General features: G+C 66.5%; 23 protein-coding genes and 4 pseudogenes. 11 read left to right on the forward strand and 16 right to left on the reverse strand.

Annotated features, from left to right (window positions below):
* Window positions 1–142: 142 nt before the first annotated feature.
* The 4 genes and pseudogenes from SSP24_RS36345 to SSP24_RS36360 form a co-directional block, all read right to left on the reverse strand.
* Window positions 143–487, reverse strand: a complete 345-nt coding sequence (locus SSP24_RS36345) for a hypothetical protein (protein WP_141314487.1) — start codon at window positions 485–487, stop codon at window positions 143–145.
* A 116-nt stretch (window positions 488–603) separates the two neighbouring features.
* Window positions 604–855: pseudogene (locus tag SSP24_RS36350) on the reverse strand (VOC family protein); the annotation flags it as partial.
* Window positions 856–870: 15 nt separating this feature from the next.
* Entirely contained in the window at window positions 871–1,308 is a 438-nt protein-coding gene (locus SSP24_RS36355; RefSeq protein ID WP_141314489.1) for a cupin domain-containing protein, read from the reverse strand.
* A gap of 247 nt (window positions 1,309–1,555) precedes the next feature.
* Window positions 1,556–1,972 (reverse strand): cytidine/deoxycytidylate deaminase family protein, encoded by a 417-nt coding sequence (locus tag SSP24_RS36360; protein WP_141314491.1) that lies wholly within the window; start codon window positions 1,970–1,972, stop codon window positions 1,556–1,558.
* A gap of 266 nt (window positions 1,973–2,238) precedes the next feature.
* On the opposite strand from SSP24_RS36360, the gene SSP24_RS36365 reads away from it, so the two are divergent.
* Window positions 2,239–3,195: a right-handed parallel beta-helix repeat-containing protein gene (locus SSP24_RS36365; protein WP_167529805.1), complete on the forward strand. Its 957-nt coding sequence runs from the start codon at window positions 2,239–2,241 to the stop codon at window positions 3,193–3,195.
* A gap of 92 nt (window positions 3,196–3,287) precedes the next feature.
* Here SSP24_RS36365 and SSP24_RS36370 read toward each other — a convergent pair whose 3' ends face one another.
* From SSP24_RS36370 to SSP24_RS36385, 3 genes are all read right to left on the reverse strand, one after another.
* On the reverse strand, window positions 3,288–4,751 hold the full coding sequence (locus SSP24_RS36370; protein WP_141314496.1) for a hypothetical protein: 1,464 nt from the start codon (window positions 4,749–4,751) through the stop codon (window positions 3,288–3,290).
* Between the two features lie 266 nt (window positions 4,752–5,017).
* Window positions 5,018–5,653, reverse strand: a complete 636-nt coding sequence (locus SSP24_RS44525) for a hypothetical protein (RefSeq protein ID WP_229865298.1) — start codon at window positions 5,651–5,653, stop codon at window positions 5,018–5,020.
* A 187-nt stretch (window positions 5,654–5,840) separates the two neighbouring features.
* The gene (locus SSP24_RS36385; protein WP_141314498.1) at window positions 5,841–6,296 is read right to left on the reverse strand and encodes a VOC family protein; all 456 of its coding nucleotides are present in this window, start codon (window positions 6,294–6,296) and stop codon (window positions 5,841–5,843) included.
* A 110-nt stretch (window positions 6,297–6,406) separates the two neighbouring features.
* On the opposite strand from SSP24_RS36385, the gene SSP24_RS36390 reads away from it, so the two are divergent.
* From SSP24_RS36390 to SSP24_RS36405, 4 genes and pseudogenes are all read left to right on the forward strand, one after another.
* Window positions 6,407–6,739, forward strand: a complete 333-nt coding sequence (locus tag SSP24_RS36390; protein ID WP_141314500.1) for an ArsR/SmtB family transcription factor — start codon at window positions 6,407–6,409, stop codon at window positions 6,737–6,739.
* Between the two features lie 34 nt (window positions 6,740–6,773).
* Window positions 6,774–7,454: an NAD(P)H-dependent oxidoreductase gene (locus SSP24_RS36395; RefSeq protein ID WP_141314502.1), complete on the forward strand. Its 681-nt coding sequence runs from the start codon at window positions 6,774–6,776 to the stop codon at window positions 7,452–7,454.
* A 215-nt stretch (window positions 7,455–7,669) separates the two neighbouring features.
* Window positions 7,670–8,154: pseudogene (locus SSP24_RS36400) on the forward strand (ATP-binding protein).
* Window positions 8,155–8,249: 95 nt separating this feature from the next.
* A pseudogene (locus tag SSP24_RS36405) lies at window positions 8,250–8,804 on the forward strand (transposase); the annotation flags it as partial.
* A gap of 60 nt (window positions 8,805–8,864) precedes the next feature.
* Here SSP24_RS36405 and SSP24_RS36410 read toward each other — a convergent pair.
* The gene (locus SSP24_RS36410) at window positions 8,865–9,455 is read right to left on the reverse strand and encodes a TetR family transcriptional regulator (protein ID WP_167529806.1); all 591 of its coding nucleotides are present in this window, start codon (window positions 9,453–9,455) and stop codon (window positions 8,865–8,867) included.
* Window positions 9,456–9,528: 73 nt separating this feature from the next.
* Here SSP24_RS36410 and SSP24_RS36415 point away from each other — a divergent pair, with 73 nt between their 5' ends.
* Window positions 9,529–10,329, forward strand: coding sequence for an SDR family NAD(P)-dependent oxidoreductase (locus tag SSP24_RS36415; protein WP_141314506.1), 801 nt, complete (start codon window positions 9,529–9,531; stop codon window positions 10,327–10,329).
* 128 nt (window positions 10,330–10,457) lie between these two features.
* Window positions 10,458–11,261, forward strand: a complete 804-nt coding sequence (locus tag SSP24_RS36420; protein ID WP_141314508.1) for a maleylpyruvate isomerase N-terminal domain-containing protein — start codon at window positions 10,458–10,460, stop codon at window positions 11,259–11,261.
* Window positions 11,262–11,293: 32 nt separating this feature from the next.
* Here the strand turns inward: SSP24_RS36420 and SSP24_RS36425 are convergent.
* The 5 genes and pseudogenes from SSP24_RS36425 to SSP24_RS36445 form a co-directional block, all read right to left on the reverse strand.
* Window positions 11,294–11,575: pseudogene (locus SSP24_RS36425) on the reverse strand (ATP-grasp peptide maturase system methyltransferase); the annotation flags it as partial.
* Window positions 11,576–11,764: 189 nt separating this feature from the next.
* Window positions 11,765–12,340: a haloacid dehalogenase-like hydrolase gene (locus tag SSP24_RS36430; RefSeq protein ID WP_373306709.1), complete on the reverse strand. Its 576-nt coding sequence runs from the start codon at window positions 12,338–12,340 to the stop codon at window positions 11,765–11,767.
* Between the two features lie 189 nt (window positions 12,341–12,529).
* Window positions 12,530–13,378 carry a helix-turn-helix domain-containing protein gene (locus SSP24_RS36435; RefSeq protein ID WP_141314510.1) on the reverse strand — a complete coding sequence of 283 codons (849 nt, stop codon included), beginning with the start codon at window positions 13,376–13,378 and terminating at the stop codon, window positions 12,530–12,532.
* Window positions 13,379–13,394: 16 nt separating this feature from the next.
* Complete coding sequence (locus SSP24_RS36440; protein WP_141314512.1) at window positions 13,395–13,910, reverse strand: DUF6879 family protein; 516 nt, start codon at window positions 13,908–13,910, stop codon at window positions 13,395–13,397.
* Window positions 13,882–14,136: a hypothetical protein gene (locus tag SSP24_RS36445; RefSeq protein ID WP_141314514.1), complete on the reverse strand. Its 255-nt coding sequence runs from the start codon at window positions 14,134–14,136 to the stop codon at window positions 13,882–13,884. Before SSP24_RS36445 ends, SSP24_RS36440 begins: the two co-directional genes overlap by 29 nt.
* A gap of 151 nt (window positions 14,137–14,287) precedes the next feature.
* Between SSP24_RS36445 and SSP24_RS36450 the strand changes: the two genes are divergently transcribed.
* The 4 genes from SSP24_RS36450 (at window position 14,288) to SSP24_RS36465 (ending at window position 17,218) form a co-directional block, all read left to right on the forward strand.
* Window positions 14,288–14,500 (forward strand): hypothetical protein, encoded by a 213-nt coding sequence (locus SSP24_RS36450; RefSeq protein ID WP_141314516.1) that lies wholly within the window; start codon window positions 14,288–14,290, stop codon window positions 14,498–14,500.
* Between the two features lie 356 nt (window positions 14,501–14,856).
* Window positions 14,857–16,023, forward strand: a complete 1,167-nt coding sequence (locus tag SSP24_RS36455) for a protein-L-isoaspartate O-methyltransferase family protein (protein ID WP_141314518.1) — start codon at window positions 14,857–14,859, stop codon at window positions 16,021–16,023.
* Window positions 16,024–16,121: 98 nt separating this feature from the next.
* Entirely contained in the window at window positions 16,122–16,610 is a 489-nt protein-coding gene (locus tag SSP24_RS36460; RefSeq protein WP_141314520.1) for a hypothetical protein, read from the forward strand.
* The gene (locus SSP24_RS36465) at window positions 16,607–17,218 is read left to right on the forward strand and encodes a hypothetical protein (RefSeq protein WP_141314522.1); all 612 of its coding nucleotides are present in this window, start codon (window positions 16,607–16,609) and stop codon (window positions 17,216–17,218) included. The genes SSP24_RS36460 and SSP24_RS36465 overlap by 4 nt, the downstream gene beginning before the upstream one ends.
* Window positions 17,219–17,662: 444 nt before the next feature.
* On the opposite strand, the gene SSP24_RS36470 is transcribed toward SSP24_RS36465, so the two are convergent.
* From SSP24_RS36470 to SSP24_RS36480, 3 genes are all read right to left on the reverse strand, one after another.
* A complete protein-coding gene (locus tag SSP24_RS36470; protein ID WP_141314524.1) occupies window positions 17,663–18,181 on the reverse strand; it encodes a DUF6879 family protein in 519 nt (172 codons plus the stop codon).
* A gap of 574 nt (window positions 18,182–18,755) precedes the next feature.
* Window positions 18,756–18,974 carry a DUF397 domain-containing protein gene (locus tag SSP24_RS36475; protein ID WP_141314526.1) on the reverse strand — a complete coding sequence of 73 codons (219 nt, stop codon included), beginning with the start codon at window positions 18,972–18,974 and terminating at the stop codon, window positions 18,756–18,758.
* The gene (locus tag SSP24_RS36480; RefSeq protein WP_141314528.1) at window positions 18,971–19,819 is read right to left on the reverse strand and encodes a helix-turn-helix domain-containing protein; all 849 of its coding nucleotides are present in this window, start codon (window positions 19,817–19,819) and stop codon (window positions 18,971–18,973) included. The genes SSP24_RS36475 and SSP24_RS36480 overlap by 4 nt, the downstream gene beginning before the upstream one ends.
* Window positions 19,820–19,897: the final 78 nt, after the last annotated feature.

Genomic DNA, 19,897 nt, shown 5'->3' on the forward strand with positions numbered 1-19,897 from the left:
AGCGAAGCGAAATCGGCGAAGCCGACGCCCGAAGGGCGCTCTTGACACTCGCCCCGGAACCGCCACCCTCACAAAAACCGGGCGGCCATGGGCCACTTGAAGCCAACGGCAGACCAACACACCCGAGGTCAGTCGCTCACCCCTACGCGTCAGAGAACCTCTCCGCGAGATCACGATGCCGCTCCACAGCCAATTTCGCCTCGGCAGGCCCAATAACCGACCCAGGCATGCGACTCAGCCGTTCGACTTGCTCCGCAAAGCGCAGGTGCTCAAGCCGCGCATGCTCACGGCAGGCGAGACAGGTGACGCGATCCGGCCGCGGCGAGGTCATTGCATACGGCACCCGCACCCCGCATCCAGCGGTGACAAGGCTCGGCAGATCCCCGACCAGACCGAACGTCGACGCCAGCACATTGCGGACGCGGACCGCGGCACCGCCCTGAACCACCTTCGACTCAACATGAATATGCGGATCGTCCCCGCCCATGCCTCCTCCTCGTCGCCCCGGCGACCTGACCGACCGGGAGTATCACAGGGCGCCGCAGACTGCAGAATGCTCGGTCGCCCGACTTCACAACTCACCAGCGCGCCGTCTCGGGTGACTCAGTCGAGACAGAACTCGTTGCCCTCGATGTCCTGCATCACGATGCACGACTCATTGACGCCATCGGCACGCAGTAGCCGCACGCGCACCGTACCGAGCGCGACCAGTCGTGCGCACTCGGCCTCAAGTGTGGCCAGGCGCTCTTCACCCACGAGTCCGGTGCCGACCCGCACGTCAAGATGCAGCCGATTCTTGACGACCTTGCCTTCGGGAACGCGCTGGAAGTACATTCGCGGGCCCACACCCGGGTCCGTCGATCGCGCGGGTCAGCCTTCGGAGGGACGCGGGGAGCGCAGGTGCGCCCGTTCCTTCAGCTCCTCCTCGTCGACCAACGTGAGCATCGGCTGACCCGGCGCGCACACCATGGTCACCAGGAACTTGGTCGGTGCGTCCGGCAGGGCGTTGCCGTCCTGGTAGTGGATCATGTCGCCGCCCGGCTCCCAGAACGTCCCACCGGCCTCGACCACACGCTCCGGCTCACCTTCGAGCTCGAACCGGAGCGCGCCCTCCATCACGTAGCCGAATGCCGGGCCCGAGTGGCGATGCGGAGGGAGCCCGGGGTGGCCGGGAGGCCAATCGACGAGGATTGTCATTGCCGAACCACCTTCGGGAAAGAAAGGCGGAGTGACATCCTGAAGCAGCTGGACTTCGGAGGGCAATAGGCCCTCGTGGGTGGTCCCGTGATCAGGGTTCTTCTCTGACATGTACCACACCTCCGTAAGGCTGCCCGGAATGGGCCATCTTCGGCCACCGCATTCCGGACCGTGTAAGGACCCACTCGTTCGGCGGTGACCAAGGTCGCCGGTTCGCGGCTCACACAACTCGCTTCGCGATGACGGTCTCGAGACCACCCTGCCTCCCCTCGGCGGCCGCCACAATCCGGGAGCCGGCGGCATCGAGACCGCATCGCACCATGTCATCGGCGGGTATCTACAAAGCAAGCGCCTTTGATCAACCAACGTCGATCACCTGGTGGTCCGCCCAGATGTAGCTCTCGGGAAGCAGGTCGGTGACGGGCACCATCCGGAGGCGGTCGTTTGTCCCGACGATGACTTTGAGAGCTGGGAAGTAGTCAAGAAGGACCTGACGGCAGCGGCCACACGGGGGCACGACGCCTCGGTCGCGGTCACCCACGGCGACGATGGTGTCCAGGTCATAGGCACCCTGGGCGGCAGCGGTACCGATCAGGACCAGCTCTGCGCAGGGGCCCCCGGTGAAGTGATAGGCGTTCACCGCGGTGACGATCCGGCCGTCACGAGCACGGCCAGCAGCCGCCATGGTGTGGTTGTCGCCCCGGCAGCGGGTGGCCGCGACGTGTGCCGCCGCCCGGACAAGCTCATGGTCGACACCATCGGTCTGCATGGTCATCTTCTCGGCCCTCTCGGCCCTCTCGGCGGTCGCGCCTCGGGCGCCTACGCGACCGCCCAAAGCCATCCAGAGCAGGCGGATTTAGGTCTTGTGTGAGTGTGATCACACGCCGATACGCTGCGGCGCACAAATGTACAGGCAAGCCCCGAAGACGAGATGAGGGCGGTATGTGGAAGAAGTTAGCCCTGACGGGCCTTGGCTTGGCGACGATCGCGGCGACGGGCATGACCGCGGTTGCGCCTGCGAGCGCCTCCACGGGGGACGCGGTGACCATATTCGTCGACGCGAAGGCGCCTGCCTCGGGAACCAGAGGCGCGCTCGGTCGTAACGGGCTCTCGCGGGGCGCGGCCGTGTCCTCCGTCGCCGAGGCGCAGGAGATCGCCCGGGCAATAGGGGGACGTGATGTCACCGTCCGCCTTGCTCCTGGCACGTACGCACCCATCGACTGGTCCTACGCCCCGAAGGGCGGGCACATCACCATCACCAGCGAATCCGGCGGCCCGGCGGCGGAGGATGCGTCCATAGCCTCGGTCATCAACTGCGAACTCGACGGAATTGCCGATTACGGGGTGAAGCTCACCTCCGCCGACGCCGGAGTCACCATCTCCGGCCTGACGATCGAAAGCTGCCGCAACGGCGGCATCAAGGCGTCCGGAACTCTCGACGTATGGGTCGAGAACAACCTCATCCGCTACATCGGCAGCAAGCACGTGGACGGCACCGGCAACGAAGGCTTCGGCGGGGTACACCTGCTCAACTCCGGCAGGGCACACATCGAGGGCAACCGTTTCTACTACCTGGAGAACACCGGAAGCCCCGGCGGGGTCCATGGGGTGTACGCGGCGAACAACTCGGATGGAATGATCGTCCGTGACAACAACTTCGGCTACATATCCGGCGATCCGATCCGGGTCCGTAACGGCACGGACGCCGGCCTGGTGGACCACAACCGGTTCTGGAAGACCGGCTACATCGCTGTCTTCAGCGACTGGCGTTTCGGCTCGGAGATCTGCTCGCGGGGCAATGTCTTCGCCGACAACGTGGTCGGTAACACCACCTACGCCAACCGGAGGTTCAACGTCGACCCCACCCCCAACGGAGTCGTACCGTCGGTACGCAAGTGGGGGCATGACGCCGTAAAGCCCGAGAACCTGGGTGGTTGCAGCCCCGCCCCCATCGAGTTCGGCGGTGGCAACAGCTACACCAGCACCCGCCCCTGGTAGCTCTCCGGATGAACCGCCGGATGCAGGCGCGCATGTCCGGTGGTGTGGCAGGAGGGCCGGGTGACGCGGCCCTCCTACCCGATTTCAAATGATCAGGCGGTGGGTGCAAGCGCGATCAGAATCGACTGGAAGTCGTAGTTACTGCCACCCGGGGCCTGCAGGTAGGCGCCGCCGTACCGAGTGACCGCCGTCGGCGACTTCAGCTTGCCGTCGTACAGCGACATGTCCGAACCGTTCGCGCTGCCCGGGTCATTGCCCTGCGACGGCGCACCGTCGGTCGATGTCGCGCCGGCCGGAGGCATCGAGGACGCCGTCGGCGTGCTGGTCGGCACGTCCGCGCCGGTCGCCGCGTCCATCAGCACCGGCTGGGCCTCGGTCTGGGCGTAGACGATGCCGTGGAACGCCGCCGTGACCGCCGGGACGACCCGGCTCGCCGACTCGTCGGTGTACCCCCAGGTCTTCTTGCCGGTGGTGTCGTCGAAGCCGATGATCTCCTTGCCGCCGGACTCGCCGGACGTGCAGACCACGGCCTTGGCCTGATCGCTCCAGCAGGTGAAGGTGCTCACGCGCTCGTCCACAACCTGTGATTTGGTCTGTACGACGGCGCCGCTGGCGATGTCGACCGAGTAAAGGGCGTTGTCGTACTTGTCGTTGCCCGCGTACGAGTTGGAGGCGAGGTAGGCGCGCTTGGAGCCGCCGCTGCCCGCCGCGTTCAGGTAGTCCTGCTTGGTCGGGGTCTGCTTGGTGATCTTGCCGGTCGCACCCTCGGCGATCACGATCGTGCCGTCGGCCGCCCCCTCCTGGTTGCTGCCCTTTGCGCCGGCGACGACACCGTTCAGCACGCCGGCAGGGGTGACGAACGGGATGACGGTCGACTTTTGGGTCTTCGGGTCGGCATAGACCGTGAACACCTCGCCGCCCTTTTCGGCGGCCGCCTGGCCGTCGGCTCCGACACCGACGACGATCTGCCCGGTGGCGGCGTCGTACGCCTGGCTCACCACGTTGTCGCCGCCTTCGCCGGCGCCGAGGGCCGGGGTGAGGTCCGCGGTGACCTCGGCAACCTTCTTACCGTCGGTCGCATCGAGCCACTGGAACACCACCTGACCCTTGGCCTTCTGGGTGCCGTTGCCCTCGTCGTTCTGAACGTAAGCGATCGCTACGACGTCCTTGCCGTCCAGCTGGACGCCCATCGGTGCGGTCACGTCCAGCGTCTCGGTGGTGGACGCCGCAGCGGACGGGACGGTCCACGGCCGGCCGTGCGCGGCGATGTTGCGGCCGGTGACACCGGTGAGTCCCGCGATCAGAGAGGTCTGGCCCACCATGCTGCCCTGGAGTGTGTACTCATTGTCCTCGGCAGTGCGCTCGACCCCGAACGCCGACATCGCGACGAATGCCTTGGGTGGGTCGAAGGAGGCGACTGCCGGCGCCGACGGTGTGGCGGCTGTGGTGCTGCCGCCGTTCTCGGGTGTCGAGTTGGACTTGTCGTCGCTGCCGCTGCAACCTGCCAGCAGAACGACGGCGGTGGCGACGCTGACAACGGCAATGGGACGCTGCATCGTTGGTTACTCCCCCGGTTGACCCGTAATGATCGGCCCGAACGCTAGCAGTTGCCGCTCCCCTCCGGCCCAGACAACCGTCCGCAGCCACCCCCATAGCGGTGAACAACCCCTGCTCGGTCTTGACCAGGATCCCGCGCTCAACTAGCCGCTTGAGCTTCAGGCGGACGTTGTTGATGTTGTTGGGCGCGATCTCCACATCCATACTGGTAGGCCGGATGTTCTGGCGGCTCCCCGCGGTCGGCGGCGCGGGTGGCTGCCGGTATTCACTGCTTCCGCTCTCCAGGCGTGAACGGGCCGGTTGCCGGGGCCACGCATTTATCGACGACGGTGTTCTCGCCGGCCGCCGAGCCCTCCAAGCAGAGCCGTCCGCCCTTGTCACGCAGGTCGAGGAAGAACCGCGTGGTCGCACCGGACTGCTTGAGGTCGTGTATGCGCTCGTCGACGTAGCCGAGGTCGTTCAGAATCGTCCGGACCTTGGTCGGGGTTGGATCCACCAGATCCCAGAGGGCCTGGGCAATGCGCTCTTCGTGGAGGTTGCTCGCGCACCAGTCGCGAGCGTTCAACTCCACCTCCGGACCCGCCGTGGGGGCGATGGGCTCCACGTCCGGCGGCATCTCCACCGAACCGGGCGGCAGGGTCTGCGCCGGACCGGTCGGCGGCGCCTCTGGCGCGGCACTTGGGGGACACGACTGCGCGACCTTGTCCAGCATCGCCGTGAAGGCCGCGCTGGGCCGGACCTCAGCAGTGCCAGCAGGCTTGCTGCGCGGTCCGTTGGCGCTTGTCTTCTCGGTGCCGCAGGCGGCGAGTGCCAGAGCGCCAAGAGCTGCTATCGCGAGCGTGCGCCGCAGGCGGTGCGGGGAGCTGGCAACCGTGCTGGTCAGGGCAGAGGTTCGTCTCATGCGCCAAGTCTCCGATCAAGCCGCCTGCTGCACGTGAGTACGCGTACTCACGTGCAGGTGGGTACTGGCTCTTAAGAGGCACCGGGCAGTAGCCACGAGGTACGACAAGCTCTCCGTCCGCTACGAGGCGACAGTCCTGGTCGCAGCCGTGAACAAGTGGCTGTGACCAGCACCGCCCCAACGGCCCTCAGACCACGTCGAATTCGTTGCCCTCGGGGTCCTGCATGGCGGCGGCGTAGAGCCCCATGTCCGGCTCATCCTTGATCCGCAGCACGGTGGCACCAGCTTTGACCAGCCGATCCACCGTAGCCTCGACCCGCTGGGTGCGGACGTCCAGTGGGACGTCACGGCCACCGCCGACCTTCAGGTCGAAGTGCCACCGGTTCTTGGCGACCTTCGGCTCCGGAACCTGCTGGAACCACACCCTCGGTCCACGTCCCGCGGGATCGATGATCGACTCCGCAATATCCCCGGCACCGGCCGGCAACTCTGCCTCGGGCACCCCCACCGCCGCCCAGTAAGCACGCCACGTGGCATGCCCGCCAGGCGGAGGCTCGGGCACGTAGCCCAGGGCCTCGGCCCAGAAGGTCACCATTCTCTGCGGATCGGAGCAGTCGATCGTCAGCTGCACTGTCATCTCCATGCTCGGAGCATCCCAGGGAGGTCTGACAGAGGGTGACCATCAGCCAAAGCCGTGCGGATCCGATATCGAGATATCGTGGTGTGTTGAAGTGATTCGGAGAAAGGTGACGCATGGCCGCGACGGCGGGATGGGATTCGGGTGACCTGATCGAGGTGTTCAAGGCCCTCGGCAACCCTGCCCGTCTGCAAATCATGCAGTGGCTGAAGGATCCCGACACGCACTTCGGCGAGTACGAGCCCATCGCGGACCGTCGCACGGTCGGCGTGTGCGTCACGCACATCCAGGCGAAGTCGGGACTCGCCCAGTCGACGGTCTCCAGCTACATGAGCACGCTCGAACGGGCGGGACTCGTGCGTCCCACCCGGGTGGGCAAGTGGACCCACTATCGGCGCGATGAAGAGCGGCTGGCGCAGCTGGCGCGAGCGATCGACACCGCCATCTGATTGACGTATCGCAATACGTCGATATGATCTCTTCATGGTGACCTACGATGCTGCGCCCACCGCCCTGATCGTTCATGCTCACCCCGAGCCCCACTCGTTCAGCACTGCCCAGATGACCGCCGCGGCACAGTCCCTGGGTGAGGCCGGATATCGAGTGGAGGTCCTCGACCTCTACGCCGGTGGATGGGCCCCGGTTCTCGCCCGCGAGGAGTTCGCACCGGTGGACGGCCTGTTCAAGCCGCAGGCCGAGCAGATGCGCGCGGTCAAGGAGGGGACGCTCAACGCGGCCGTCAAGGCCCATCTCGACCTGCTGCTCGCCGCCGATCTGCTCGTGCTGTCGTTCCCGCTGTGGTGGTTCTCGCTGCCCGCCGTCCTCAAGGGATGGGTGGACCGGGTCTTCGTGATGGGCGGGGTCTTCGGCGGGGATTACGGACTCTTCCGCGACGCGGCGCTCGCCGGGAAGCGCGCGATGCTGCTGTTCACGACCGGCGGGCCCAGTGAGTCGTTCCAACCCGGTGGCGCCTTCGGCCCGATGGACGACTTCCTGTTCCACATCCACCGCGGGATGCTGGAGTTCGTCGGCTTCCAGGTCCTCGACCCGGTGGTCACCTATGGACCGGCCCGTATGACCGACGAGGAACGAACGGCGGCGCTGGATGCGGTCAGAGGGTCTGTCGCGCGGATCGCGGCGGATTTTCCCACCACCGTTCGCTGACCCCGACGTCGACGCCTGCTGCCGCGCCGACGCGTTCCACCGTGTGGCTTCGGCATCGAGAACCGGCCTCGCCTGACAGTGGGATTCGGCCCCACTCAGCGATCTTTCGGGGCACGTTCTGCCCATGGATTTTGGCCCACCCAGACCGCGCGGCATGCTGATCCGAAATGCCGGGCCCGACGCGTGGGCACGGCAAACGGGCGGGGAGGAACGCGTTGATCGTCTGGGCGAACGGTGCGTTCGGCAGCGGGAAGAGCACGCTCGTCGACTGATCGTGGAGGTGCCGACCGGCGACTTCCAGGACCTTCGGCTGTGGCGGCGCCAGGTCGCCGACCTGGCGGTGGGGCTGGTCGAGGAGTACGACCGACCGGTCCTTGTCCCCATGACCTTGGTCAATCCCGGGTATGTCGACGAAATCTTCGGCGCGTTGAAGGACGCGGGAATCGACGTCCACCACTTCTTCCTCAAGGTCTCCCGAGAGATCTTGGCGAAGCGGATCGACGGCCGGAGCTTCACCCCGGACAACCCTGAGCAGGACGAGCGGGTCCGGCGCTGGTGCAAGGACAGGATCGAACCGTGCATGGCCGCGGCCGACACGCTGCCCAGCGACACGGTCTTCCTGAACGGTGAGTTGACTCCGCAGGAGCTGGCCGAACAGGTGCTGGCTCGGGTTCGAGCTGGTGGGACATCCGGCGCGTGATCGCGGTGGTGGCCTGTGGTCAGAAGATGGAAGTGGGCCTCCCCGTAAAGGGAAAGAGCCCCACCACCTGCGCTCGTATGGTCAGTGGCGCTGCTCACAAGGGTGCCCTTGTCCTGCTGACCGGTTACCAGAGCCCGGGCGAGGATGTGGCAGCGCAGATCGTCGCCGATCTGGCCGCCCAGATCCTGGCCCTGGATGACCGGCTCAGGAGCGTCGACCGGCAGATCCGGGACACGTTCCGAGCCCACCCGCAGGCGGAGATCATCGAATCGTTGCCCGGTATGGGCCCGATACTCGGTGCGGAGTTCGTCGTAGCCGCCGGTGACCTGTCGGCCTACGCGGACGCCGGCCACCTGGCCTCCGCAGCCGGGCTGGTGCCGGTGCCGCGGGACTCGGGTCGTCGCAGTGGCAACCTGCACCGTCCCAAGCGCTACAGCCGCCGCCTGCGCAGGGGGTTCTACCTGTCCGCACAGACCAGCATCATCCGCGAAGGCCCGAACAGGGACTTCTACCTCAAGAAGCGCGGCGAAGGACTCAAGCACGTTCAAGCCGTGATCGCGCTCGCTCGTCGCCGCGCCAGCGTCCTGTGGGCACTCCTGCGCGACAATCGGGCATTCACCTCCGTCCCCCCGGTCGCGCAGGCAGCTTGACCGATCGGCGGTCGCACGGGGCAGTGCCGTCTGCGGTGTGCGGGCGGGCGTGGCCGGGCTTCAGGCGGGCCGGCGGATGGCGTGCACGGCTGTGTCGTAGAGGCCGAATAGGTCGACCCGCCCACCGAGGCGCGCCCACTCCTGGTTCGCTGCCTGCAGGCAGGTGATCGCCGCGGCCGCGATCGCGCGCGCCTGGAGGGCGCGGTGCTCGGAGTCGGGCAATCGCGGCTCGATCAGTGGTGCGAGCAAGTCTTGCCAGCGAGCCTGCTTCTCGGCGTGGCCGGCGCGCAGCGACTCGTTGTCGAACAGGAGGGTGACCAGCTCGAGGCGGTGCTCGGGGGTGGTTTCGATCTCCTCGATCACCTGGAATGCCGCACGCAGCGACGCCCAGCAGTCCTCGTCGGCCGGGCGCTGCGCGAACCGCTGTGCGATCAGCTCGCCCTGTTCGGACAGGCCACCGAGCGCGAGGTCTTCCTTGCTGGGGAAGTAGTTGAACAGGGTCCGCCGGGAGACACCCGCCGCGGCGGCGACCTCCTCCAGTGTCGTGTTGTCGTATCCCTGGGCGGCGAACAGCTCGACAGCGGTCCGGGCGAGCAGGGAACGGACCACGGAGCGGGTCTGCTCACGAATGGATGTCTGTTTCCGGTCCATGCACTGATGGTACAGGCATTCATTCCATGTAGCTGTTTGCACCGAGTGCAAAAACGTGCGTAGGGTGTATGGCATGAGAAGAATCGACTATCGCCACCAGACCGTCATCGTCACCGGAGCCAGCTCCGGCCTCGGCGCGGAGTTCGCACGCCAGCTGGCCGCCCGCCGCTCGAACCTCGTGCTCGTCGCACGCAGGGCGGACCGACTTCAGAACCTGGCCGACGACCTCACCCGCACCCACGGCGTCACGGTGACCGTCGTCGCCCGTGACCTCGGCCTGCCCGACGCCGGCCGCACACTGCGCGCCGAGCTCGAATCCCGCGGCATCCACGCCACCGGACTGGTCAACAACGCGGGCTTCGGCTCCCACGACCCCTTCCGGGACGAGAATCCCGAGCGCCTGCAAAGCATGATCGCGCTGAACGTCGCCGCTCTCGTCGACCTCAGCCACGCCTACATCGACCCGCTGACCTCCGCCGGCAACGGCTTCCTGATCAACGTCGCGAGCATCCTGGGCTACCAGCCCACCCCGTACCTGAGCGTCTACGGCGCCACCAAGGCATTCGTGCTCAGCTTCACAGAATCGCTGTGGGAGGAGACCCGCGGCACCGGCCTGCGCGTCCTCGCCGTGTGCCCCGGTGCGGTGGAGACCGAGTTCTACGACGCTGCCGGTAGCCAGTCGGCCGACTACGGCTCGAAACGGGCCACCGTCGACCACGTCGTGAAGACGGCCCTCGACACCCTCGACCGCCGCTCCGCACCGCCATCAGTCATCACCAACGGCCGCCCCCTCGCCCTCGCCAGCAAGGTCCTGCCCCGGCGCCTGGTCGTCAGCGCGATGGGCTGGATGGCACGACGCGCCATGCACGCATAGCTCCGCCCACCGCCAGACCGCCACGGGCGTGGGGAACCATCGATACCGCCGTGGCGCTCTGCACTTGGGGCGCAGATGGCGGGCGCGGAACTGGATGACACGGAGTTCCTCCGAGAGAAGAGAACGGCATGACCGATCGCCTCCACGCAGCGGACCTGCAAAGCATCGTCGCCGCCCTGCGCGCCGAACGCACCGAAATGCTCGACTTCACCAGCACCCTCAGCGACGACGAATGGGCGGCACCCAGCGCCGCGGCGGGCTGGCGCATCGCCGACGTCGTCGCCCACATCGGCGCGACAGCACGGAACTGCTACACACCCCCCGGACTGGACATGCTGCGCGCCACCAGCCTCGAACAACTCAACGAAGGCCCCGTCGACCGGCGCCGCGGCTGGAGCCGGGCACAGGTCATGGCCGAGTACACCCGCGCCACCCGCCGAGCCACCACGCTCCTCGACCTCATCCGACGCACCCCCGCCACGCGGCTGCGCGTTCCGCTCGTCGAACTCGGACGCTACCCCCTGGGCCTGCTGATCGGCGGCGCCCTCGTCTTCGACCACCACACCCACCTGCGCCACGACATGGCCCCAGCACTCGGCCGACCCGCGCCGCCCACCGATGCCGACCGGATGCGAGCCGTCCTGACGTGGATGATCGCCGTACTGAGCAACCAGGTCCGACAAGCGCCGGTCGCCGGGCTCGACGCCCGTGTCACCCTGACGCTCACCGGCCCCGGCGGCGGAACATGGTGGATCGACGAGGCAGGCGTGCTGGCCCCGTCCAACGGCCCGGTCGCCGCGCACGTCACCGCCCCCGCGCTGACCTTCCCCGACTGGGGCACCCAACGGTCATCATGGAGCGATCACGACGTGACCGTCACCGGCGACACCGAACTCGCCACCCATCTCCTCGACGCTGTCAACGTCATCTGACCGCATCGTTCGGGTTGACTCGGTCATTAAGACTCCTCGCCATCGAACTGCGTGATCAGCGTGGTGTCGGAGTACGCCGCGGCGAGCCACCGGCCGTGGTCGAGCTCGGCGGTGACCGGCTCCCATACGGTCAGTCCGTGCTCGTCGCGCTGGTCGGCGGGCAGATAGAAGCCGGGTACGAATGGGTGCCGTGGCACCTTCTCGACCGCTGCCCGCCAGGCCGAGTCGCGGAGAGCCCCGTCATCGGCGAGGACTTCCGCCATGGCCTCACGCAGCCGAGCGGCGTCGGTCTCAAGGTCGGCCGGCATCTTCATGGCCCACCGCCTCCTTCCTGGTCAAGATGTCGGCGAACGCCTCGGTGATGGCCTGCGCGTCCGGGAGCCAGCCCCACTGCCCGTTCGGGTTGCACTCGATCAGCGTCCGGGGTGCGCTCCAGGACGGCAGCCTGTCTCTCGCGGACCACCGCACCGCGCATGCCGCCATGGATCGCCGGGCCGACGTGATCAGCTACCGCTCATCCCTCGTACAAGCTTCACCAGCAGCGCGGTCTCCCGGAGGTCAGGGAGCACCACCTCCGCCCCCGCATCCCGCAATGCGGCCTTGTCGCTACGTCCGGACGCCACCGCGATCACGCGTACGCCGTTGGCGTGTGCGCCCTGCACATCGGCCGGAGTGTCGCCGATCAGCACGGTCTGCGCGGCGGTGGCCTCGGCGCCTTGAAGGGAGAGCCGGACGAGCGCGGCGCGCGTGTCGTGGTCTTCTCCGTAGGCGCCGAGTTCCCACAGGATGTGCTGGTCGAGCCCGAACACCTGGAGCTTGATCTCGGCGACCGGGCGGACGTTCCCGGAGACCACGGTCTGCTGGACACTGTCGGCGTCTAGGGCGTCGAGGACCGCGGCGGCGCCCGGCAGTGCATGGCCGCGTTCCCGGAGCTCGGTGGCCCGTTTCACGTGTTCTTCCGCCAGGGCCTGGGCGAAGAGCTCGAAGTCGGTGCAGTCCGTCGTGAGTCCGTGCAGCTTCGCGGTCTCCCGGAAAATGACGGACTCGGTGATGCCGTCGATCTTCGCCTGCTCGCGCATGGGCTGCCCCCGTGGTCCGCAGGAAGGCCGCGGCCGACAGTCCACGGCCCACGCCGCGTGTGTCGATCAGGGGGTGGTCGATGATGTCCCACAGGACCAGTCGCGCCATGTGTGCCTCAACTCCCCATGCTTCGCTGGGTAACCGGCCCTGCGCCGGCGCCTACGAGCGCCTCAGCTGATCCACGGTCTTCATTCCAGGGATGCCAATGCGGTAGCGACTAGGGAACGGGCCCCCGCACCCCGCGCAGCACTCTCTGACAGCCGATCGAAAGCCCGCGAGTACAGAGCGATCTGGCCGGGCTGTGTGAGCGTACTGGCAGCGTCCAGCGTGTCCGCGTGCACGCGCGTGTCGTCGAAGATCGTGAACGTGGGCATGGGCCACACAGTCCGTTGGGCCGCGAACGGAATGATGCCGAAGGCGACGTTCTGGTGGTCCATGACTCCGAGCAGCTGACCGAGCTGCGCGGCCATCGTTTCCGGGCTGCACAGCCGGTACCGAAGCACGGACTCTTCGAGGACGAACGAAAACCGGCGGGAGGTGTCGAGCAAGACGGCGTTGCGTCTCATCCGGGCGGCCACCGCGTGACTCACGTCGTCGGGCGTGCCCCGGAATTGGGCGATGGACGACAGCAGTGCGGATGCGTATCCAGGTGTCTGCAGGAACCCTGGGATCACGTCGGAGACGTACACCCGGAACAATCCGGTCCTTTGATACAGGTCGCCTGTGGACTCCTGCACGCGGCGCAGCCCGCTGCGCTGTAGGCGCCGCCACTGAACATGGGCCTCTGCCGACTGGCGGTTGGCGGCGATGAGATCGGGCAACTCGTCCTCGGCGCCACAAGCGCGGCACCATGAATGAATATCGGCATCCGACGGCGGGGTCTTCGCATTCTCGATGCGCGACGACTTCGACTCGTGCCACCGGCACCGGACGGCCAGCTCGCGCTTCGTCAGTCCGGCATCCAGACGCAGCTCCCGTAGTCGCGCTGCGAGCGCCTCGCGGGCCTGCTGGACGTTGGACGAGGGGTGCGAAGACACGGAGCCGGCCGTTCGTTCAGATGCGGTACTGGTCGTGCGGGATGGCGCGTTCCCACACGGCTTGGAATGCGGAGACGCAGAGCTTTACGGTGCTCGGGTCGTCCGTGATTTCGTCCTCCACAACCGTTCCATCACCGTCGAAGTGGTGGACCCGGAGCAGCGTCTCGTCGAACGCCCAGAAATCATTGCCAGGTAGGGCGATGTCTGTCGCCAACCGCCTTGGCAGCCAGCGAACTTGCTCGCCTGCCGTCACGTTGGCGTGGGTGACGTAGTGCTCCCAACGGATGTACTCGCTCACCGGCTCACTGACTACGCGGGCTCGGCGGATCTCCACACCGCGGGCCACCGTGTCGGAGATCAACTGGTCGTAGGAGTGCCACCACGACTGCCGGTCGTCCCAATTGATCCGTTCGCCTCGCTTCCACGCCTCGAACCGGTCCGTGGGGGCGTAGGCGTCGCGCATCTCCAGGTGCACCGCCGAGCGTTGGCACCGCCCCAGCAGCTCAGCGAAGCTGGGCACGCTCGATGGCATCGCACGCCTCCCTGATCAGCGGGATCATCCGGGCCGGGAGCCTGATGATGGCCTCGCCCTCCGGCACGGGACCGTGCGCGGGGCTCGCCATCTGGCAGGCGGCGTGGGTTGCCGCGTCCGGCTTCCATCCCTGCAGCAAGATCTCCTGAGCTTCCGCGTCCGCCCACACCGTAGGGCAGTGGTCGCGGTCAGTGTCGGGATCGATACCGACAAACCTCACAGCCATGCCGGGCTCCTTCCGGATGCTTGCTTGGACTTGCACGAGCATCACTGAGCAGCCATGAAGTCGTCAACAGGGCGGCTTGAATGCCGAATTGGTGTGCAAGCTGGTGCAAGTGCGTAGCGCTGCCCTTGAGCGCCGTTTCAGCCTGGGCGTCATGGCCACGACTCAGCAGACCTTTCCAGATCCCCGCCCTGTAGATCTCCCGACCGGCTTCAACGCCTGGCTACTCGACTGTTCGCCCGTGTCGGGCTGCAAGGTCTGCCAGGCCAACTGGAGACAGCTTCGTGCTGCGGAGGACGACGGCGATACCGGCAAGGCGGCGCGTCACGCAACCGAGATCCGTGACCACGCGAGCGGGGTCCACTGATGGTCAGAAGTCTCCCGCGGTCACGGCCTTCATGCCTGCTGCCAGACACCATCCGTGGCTCCGTGCGCGCGATCGCTCATACACAGGAGGACAAGGCCCCTACCCGAGAAGGAGGGAACAACATTGAGCACACCGCCCGTACCCGGTCCCGACCCGGACCCCATCCCCACCAAACCATCCGCACCGGACTCCCCGCCGAGCAGGCCCTGAGTACTGCCACGAGTCGAAGGAGAGCCGAGATGTCAGACAGCAAGCACAAGGGCGACCCCGCGCCGATCAAACCGTGGAACCCGCCGCCCACCCCGCCGTCCCCCGACGGGCAGGGCGGCGGCGACGGTGGGAGGTGAGGGACGATCGTGACCGACTACCGAGCGGTCGCGGCGCAGGAGCTCGAGGTCATGGGGGCCTTTCGCTCGCCGTGGCTTCGAGCAGCCTTCCACGCCGTTGACCGCACACATTTCATCCCACCGCGTTTCTGGATCCTCGACACCGACGAAAACGGGCTGCACCAGGTCATTGACCGCAGCAGCGATCCCGACGCGTGGCTGCGTGCTGTATGGGAAACACACCGGTCGGTCATAGTCCAGATGAACGACGGCCACACCGCCGACCAGGGGCCGGCACGCGGAGAATTCTCATCGTCCGTGTCCGCCATGGACATCGTCTTCGAGAAGCTGAACCAGCTCGACCTCGAACCCCACCACAAGGTGCTCGAAGTCGGCACCGGGTCGGGCTGCAACACCGCCTACTTGTGTCAGCGGGTCGGCCCCCGCAACGTCACGAGCGTCGAGGTCGATCCCACTCTGGCCGAGCAAGCGGTCGACAACCTGAAGCGGGCCGGCTACGAGCCGGAGACTGTCTGCGGGGACGGCCTGGCGGGATGGGCCGGCTCGGCACCGTACGACCGGATCATCAACACCGCCTCCGTCCGGCACATCCCAACCGCCTGGCGATCGCAGTGCCGGGACGGTGGAACCGTCCTGACCCCCTTCAACACGCTCTTCGCGCGCGGCGGCCTGCTCAAGCTCCGCGTCCTGGACCGCGTTGCCTCTGGCCGGTTCACGGGCGGCGCCAACTACATGTGGATCCGTTCCCAACGCCCCGCGAATCGCGTCACTGAGCTGCACGAGTTCAAGTGCCGGGCTTCACCTGTCGACCCGGCTCAGGTGCTCGGCCGTTCCTGGGCGCAGGACTTCGTGCTCGGTCTCCACGTCCCCGATATGAGCGTCGATCGCCGCGACACCGAAACGGGCAGGCAAGCTCAGCTCTGGGACGAGGCCGGCTCATCGGTAACGGTGGTCCGCTACACGGATTGGTGGCAGCCGGACGCCGTAACGGTATGGGGCGAGCGCGACCTGTGGGCCGACCTCGTCACTGCCTTCACGGCCTGGAGGACCGCAGGCCAGCCGCACTACACCCGGTACGGCCTCACCATCGACGACGCGGGTGCACGGCTATGGCTCGATTCGCCTGACCAGACGGTATCGCTGCCAAACGCCCTACGGCCTTCGACTTTGAGTTGAGGCCGCCCGCACGTCCGCGCGCCGGCAAGGCTTTCCGGCGGGACGTCGACTGCAGATGCGTCCCAAAAACGCAGTGCCTGTCCTGTTGGGCGCGTGTCATGATCACGCCTGTGAGGAAGATCATTGCGTTAGCGACCGCTGCCCTGTCCACCGCGGTCCTTCTGTCCGGTACTTCGACGACCGCGCAGGCCCTGCCACGACCGGCCCAGCCAGACCCGTTCGACAAGCGAGTCCACTGCCAGTCGACCGATGACGACGGGCGCAAGATCGTCACCCGGTTCGGCAACTCCGAGTTCGGCTGGAACCACTTCACCCACCGCCACAACATCCGCAAGTGCTCGATCCTCCACGCGGCCCTCAAGGATAAGGTCGACCGTAACGACGGCCACGGGCGCCTTGAGTACGACGGCGTCGCCATCAGGACCGGCGGCAGGCCCGCGCAGGTCAAGTTCACCGTGATCGTTCAGTACACGCGCAAGACCAAGGACGGAAGGTACGACGCTGGCCGGGGACAGAAGATCGGCGTCATCAACGCCTTCTGCCGTAACCAGCCACACAACAAGTGCCCCGCATGGATGAACCAGTGACGGATCCCGAAGACCGAGAGCAGCAGGCGGCCGTCAGCCGCCTGCTGCTGTACTACCTGAACGCTCCTATCGTCGAAGGCTGCCGCCTGCGCGGAGTCCTGCCGACTCCGGGCGCCGTACGGATCGCCATCCACGCCGGAGATGACGAGGAAGGCGCAACCTTCCTCTACGAGATCCCCCACGACGCCGTGGCTCCGTACTACATCCCCGGCATCCTGCGCACCGTTCTGGCTGGAACCCAGCTCTACGGCGGCAGCGACATCAGCGAGGCCATGGGGATGACCGTCATCCGCCTCCATCCGGAGGAGATCACCCCTGACCCGGAGCCCGAACAGGGCCAGGCGCTGACCGTCCTGCGGGCCCTCTCCTGCCCCGGCGATGACGAACACCCTTTCCTGATCGGGTTTCTCATGCTGGGCCACAGCCTGATGCGTCTCTATGTGCAGCGGCCCGACCGGCCCGGCATCGTCGGCGCCGACATCCGTCTGACCGGTACGCCTACCGCGCTGATCGCTTCCCTGCCCACTCTCATCGAGGAAGAGCAATACCAGCAGCCGGCCCCCGACGACCCCCACTGCGATCTCCTCGTCGACTTGACCGACTGGTAGAACGGCTGAATCCCAATACTGGTGTGCGTCACTCTTCTCGCTGTTCACGACCATGCAGGGTGTGACCTGCAGGCTGCTGGACAGGGCGTACGCGGTGGTCGGGTGACTGAGGGCTGCTGAGAGGCGGCCGTCGATGGTGATGTTCGAAGAGAGCGCATGAAGTACGCGGCTGCGCTCAACGATCCCCGAATCAGCAATCCGGACTCGGTCCAGTGCTGAGGCATCACCGAGGCCGCGTAGGGCATCAAGGGCGATGCCCACTACATTCCCTCACCACCGCCCCTCTCCATATCCGGCGAGGCGGAGCCTGACGCGGGATGTACGCCGGGAAACGTACCCAGCCTTGGTCGGCGATCTTGTTGCAGAGTTCGCTGACAACACAGCCCGGACGCGCTGCTGTTCGGTCCGCTAGGTCGGCATTTCGAATGCCCTGGCTGCTTCGGATCAATCGACAAGGCCCTTCACGTACTCCTCGAAGGGCACCGATTCCGCGAGGGCGATGCGCTGGTACTCCCGAAACGGCTCCGGGGCACCCTCGTAAACTTCCCGGCTGATCTGCGTCCCGTCTGGTTCATAGTGCATGAGCACGATCCGAGACCAGTCGAACATCCAGAAGTCCTGAACGCGATCAAGGGGGTTGGGGCGGTTGGTTACGTCGAGGATGCGGATGGCCTCCCCGGCCTCGACGTTGTGGCGGTAGTGCTCGAACTCGAAGCGGAGGTAGTCCGACAGGGGCTGCTGGACGATGTGCACTCGCCCAACACTGCGGCCGCTGGCCACATAGGCCTTGACCCGGTCATACCAAGGCTGTGTTGCTTCGCGTGTAACCGGCTCCCCGGCCAGGAAGCGACGAATTGCCTCCTTCTCCTGTGGTACGCGGTAGACAGGCAGAGTCTCCAGGCGCCATGCCTCCTGTTGCATGGCGTCGAACGTCCGCCGCCAGTCCTCACCAGCCAAGAGCACGGACAGCCTCCCTCAGAACCGCCTCCGGGATCTCCACAAGCGCTTCTCCCTCCGGCGGGTCGAAGGCGCTTGACAGGCTCCCTTGGATCACGAACGACCCCGATGCCACACCCCTCCTCGTCTGACCCTGCCCGGCGACTCGATCACCGACCACGAGAACCTGCCGGGAGTGTAAGGAGTCCCTTCCGGGAGAGGTCCCACACGCCTGGCGGAGCGGACGCTACGCGTTCTTGGATCGCCGCCGCGTTCAAGGAGCCTCTCGTGGCCACCAGCGACCTCGATTGAACCTGAGGCGGCGTCGGAACTGTGCTGTTCAGCCGTCGACGCGATGTGGTGCACTGCGCGGCCAAGGGCCGCGCAGTGGCGACCGCTCCCGGTCGGGGCGTGGCGAGCCGGGCGATCAGACCAGTGGCTGCTCAAGCTCCACCTCGGTGCGGTGAGCCACTGCCCAGGTCGCGGTAACAGCTGCCGTGTGAGCACCGCAGTCGCGTGCCAGGCGAGCACTCTTCACCCGCCGACAGGGATTCACCGTCGGGGGCGAAGACTGCGAGCAGACGCGGCAAGGCACGGACGATCACCTCAGAGGGATAGTCCCCCTCCTCAAGGCCTGCACGAAGGAGTTCCACGTTTCGCTTCGCACCGTGACCACGGAACCCATCGATCCCTTGGAATCGCGTACAAGAGCGTCCTCATTAGTCAGCGCGCACTCCACGCACTCGCCTCCGGCACCGTTGCTGTACGACGACCTGAACCACACCGGACGGCCGTCGTCACGCGACTCTGCACTGCTCATCCTGCGTATTCCTTCAGAACGGACTTGATCAGCCGGGCGGACCGCTGAGGACTCAGAGCTGCCGCTCGCAAGCCGTCGAATGCCCTCGTGTACTCACGAACATGATGCTCGCCCTCCAAGTAAACGGCATCAGTGATTCCGTCGCGGTACACCAGGTCCGGGTCCTCTCGGGCAGGAAACCCGAGCATGGTGAACGAACCCGTCGCCGGGTAGGTGCCCGAGTCGAAGGGAAGCACCTGCACAGTGACACTCGGCAACTCCGAGGCATCCAGGACGCGTTCAAGCTGGTCCCGCATCAGCGACCGATCTCCGATGATGTTGCGCACAGCAGCCTCATTCACGATGAACCACGCATCGGGAGCATCCTTTCCCGTGAGCATGGCCTGGCGCTCCAGGCGCACACGTACGGCTCTGTCGATGTCCTGAGGGGACATGTGCGCGCCGGTCGTGTGGAGTTCGAGGGCGTACGCCCCGATTTGCATGAGGCCGGGAATCAGCTCGCACTGGTACTGGCGGATGGTGGAGGCGTCCTGCTCCAGACCGATGTAGATGTTGAACCACTCGGGAACGCCGGCGCTGTGAATCTGCCACCAACCACGGGTCTTGGCCTGTCGGGCCAGCGACTTGAGGAAGTCGCGCAGTTCGTCGCTGGTGCCGTAGAACCGGCACAGGGCATCGATGTCGGACGGTTGGACCCGCCCGCTTCCCGTCTCCATCCGGTTGACCTTGGAGCCACTCCAGTCCAAGGCGTCGCCGACCTGGGCGCAGGTGAGGGCGCTCTTCTCGCGGAGCTTCTTCAGCTCGATCGAGAGACGGCGACGGCGTGCCGTCGGTGAGCCGGCCATCTCAAACCTCTTTCTCGTAACGGGGGTTCAGTCTCGCGCCAAGGGGTGTGCTTGCCAATCACTCAAACGTGGGAATCC

Origin of the sequence: Streptomyces spinoverrucosus, from assembly GCF_006539505.1 — a bacterium.
In the GTDB taxonomy this organism is placed as follows: Bacteria; Actinomycetota; Actinomycetes; order Streptomycetales; family Streptomycetaceae; genus Streptomyces; species Streptomyces spinoverrucosus.

Excerpts from the sequence above, each read along its gene's own strand:
- SSP24_RS36440 (WP_141314512.1), bottom strand. The coding sequence starts at position 13,910 with ATGCCATCGAGCGTGCCCAGCTTCGCTGAGCTGCTGGGGCGGTGCCAA.
- SSP24_RS36410 (WP_167529806.1), bottom strand. The coding sequence starts at position 9,455 with ATGGACCGGAAACAGACATCCATTCGTGAGCAGACCCGCTCCGTGGTC.
- SSP24_RS36415 (WP_141314506.1), top strand. The coding sequence starts at position 9,529 with ATGAGAAGAATCGACTATCGCCACCAGACCGTCATCGTCACCGGAGCC.
- SSP24_RS36480 (WP_141314528.1), bottom strand. The coding sequence starts at position 19,819 with ATGGCCGGCTCACCGACGGCACGCCGTCGCCGTCTCTCGATCGAGCTG.
- SSP24_RS36395 (WP_141314502.1), top strand. The coding sequence starts at position 6,774 with ATGGTGACCTACGATGCTGCGCCCACCGCCCTGATCGTTCATGCTCAC.
- SSP24_RS36420 (WP_141314508.1), top strand. The coding sequence starts at position 10,458 with ATGACCGATCGCCTCCACGCAGCGGACCTGCAAAGCATCGTCGCCGCC.
- SSP24_RS36370 (WP_141314496.1), bottom strand. The coding sequence starts at position 4,751 with ATGCAGCGTCCCATTGCCGTTGTCAGCGTCGCCACCGCCGTCGTTCTG.
- SSP24_RS36445 (WP_141314514.1), bottom strand. The coding sequence starts at position 14,136 with ATGGCTGTGAGGTTTGTCGGTATCGATCCCGACACTGACCGCGACCAC.
- SSP24_RS36355 (WP_141314489.1), bottom strand. The coding sequence starts at position 1,308 with ATGTCAGAGAAGAACCCTGATCACGGGACCACCCACGAGGGCCTATTG.
- SSP24_RS36475 (WP_141314526.1), bottom strand. The coding sequence starts at position 18,974 with ATGAGCAGTGCAGAGTCGCGTGACGACGGCCGTCCGGTGTGGTTCAGG.
- SSP24_RS36390 (WP_141314500.1), top strand. The coding sequence starts at position 6,407 with ATGGCCGCGACGGCGGGATGGGATTCGGGTGACCTGATCGAGGTGTTC.
- SSP24_RS44525 (WP_229865298.1), bottom strand. The coding sequence starts at position 5,653 with ATGAGACGAACCTCTGCCCTGACCAGCACGGTTGCCAGCTCCCCGCAC.
- SSP24_RS36460 (WP_141314520.1), top strand. The coding sequence starts at position 16,122 with ATGATCACGCCTGTGAGGAAGATCATTGCGTTAGCGACCGCTGCCCTG.
- SSP24_RS36360 (WP_141314491.1), bottom strand. The coding sequence starts at position 1,972 with ATGACCATGCAGACCGATGGTGTCGACCATGAGCTTGTCCGGGCGGCG.
- SSP24_RS36345 (WP_141314487.1), bottom strand. The coding sequence starts at position 487 with ATGGGCGGGGACGATCCGCATATTCATGTTGAGTCGAAGGTGGTTCAG.
- SSP24_RS36450 (WP_141314516.1), top strand. The coding sequence starts at position 14,288 with ATGGCCACGACTCAGCAGACCTTTCCAGATCCCCGCCCTGTAGATCTC.
- SSP24_RS36385 (WP_141314498.1), bottom strand. The coding sequence starts at position 6,296 with ATGGAGATGACAGTGCAGCTGACGATCGACTGCTCCGATCCGCAGAGA.
- SSP24_RS36430 (WP_373306709.1), bottom strand. The coding sequence starts at position 12,340 with ATGCGCGAGCAGGCGAAGATCGACGGCATCACCGAGTCCGTCATTTTC.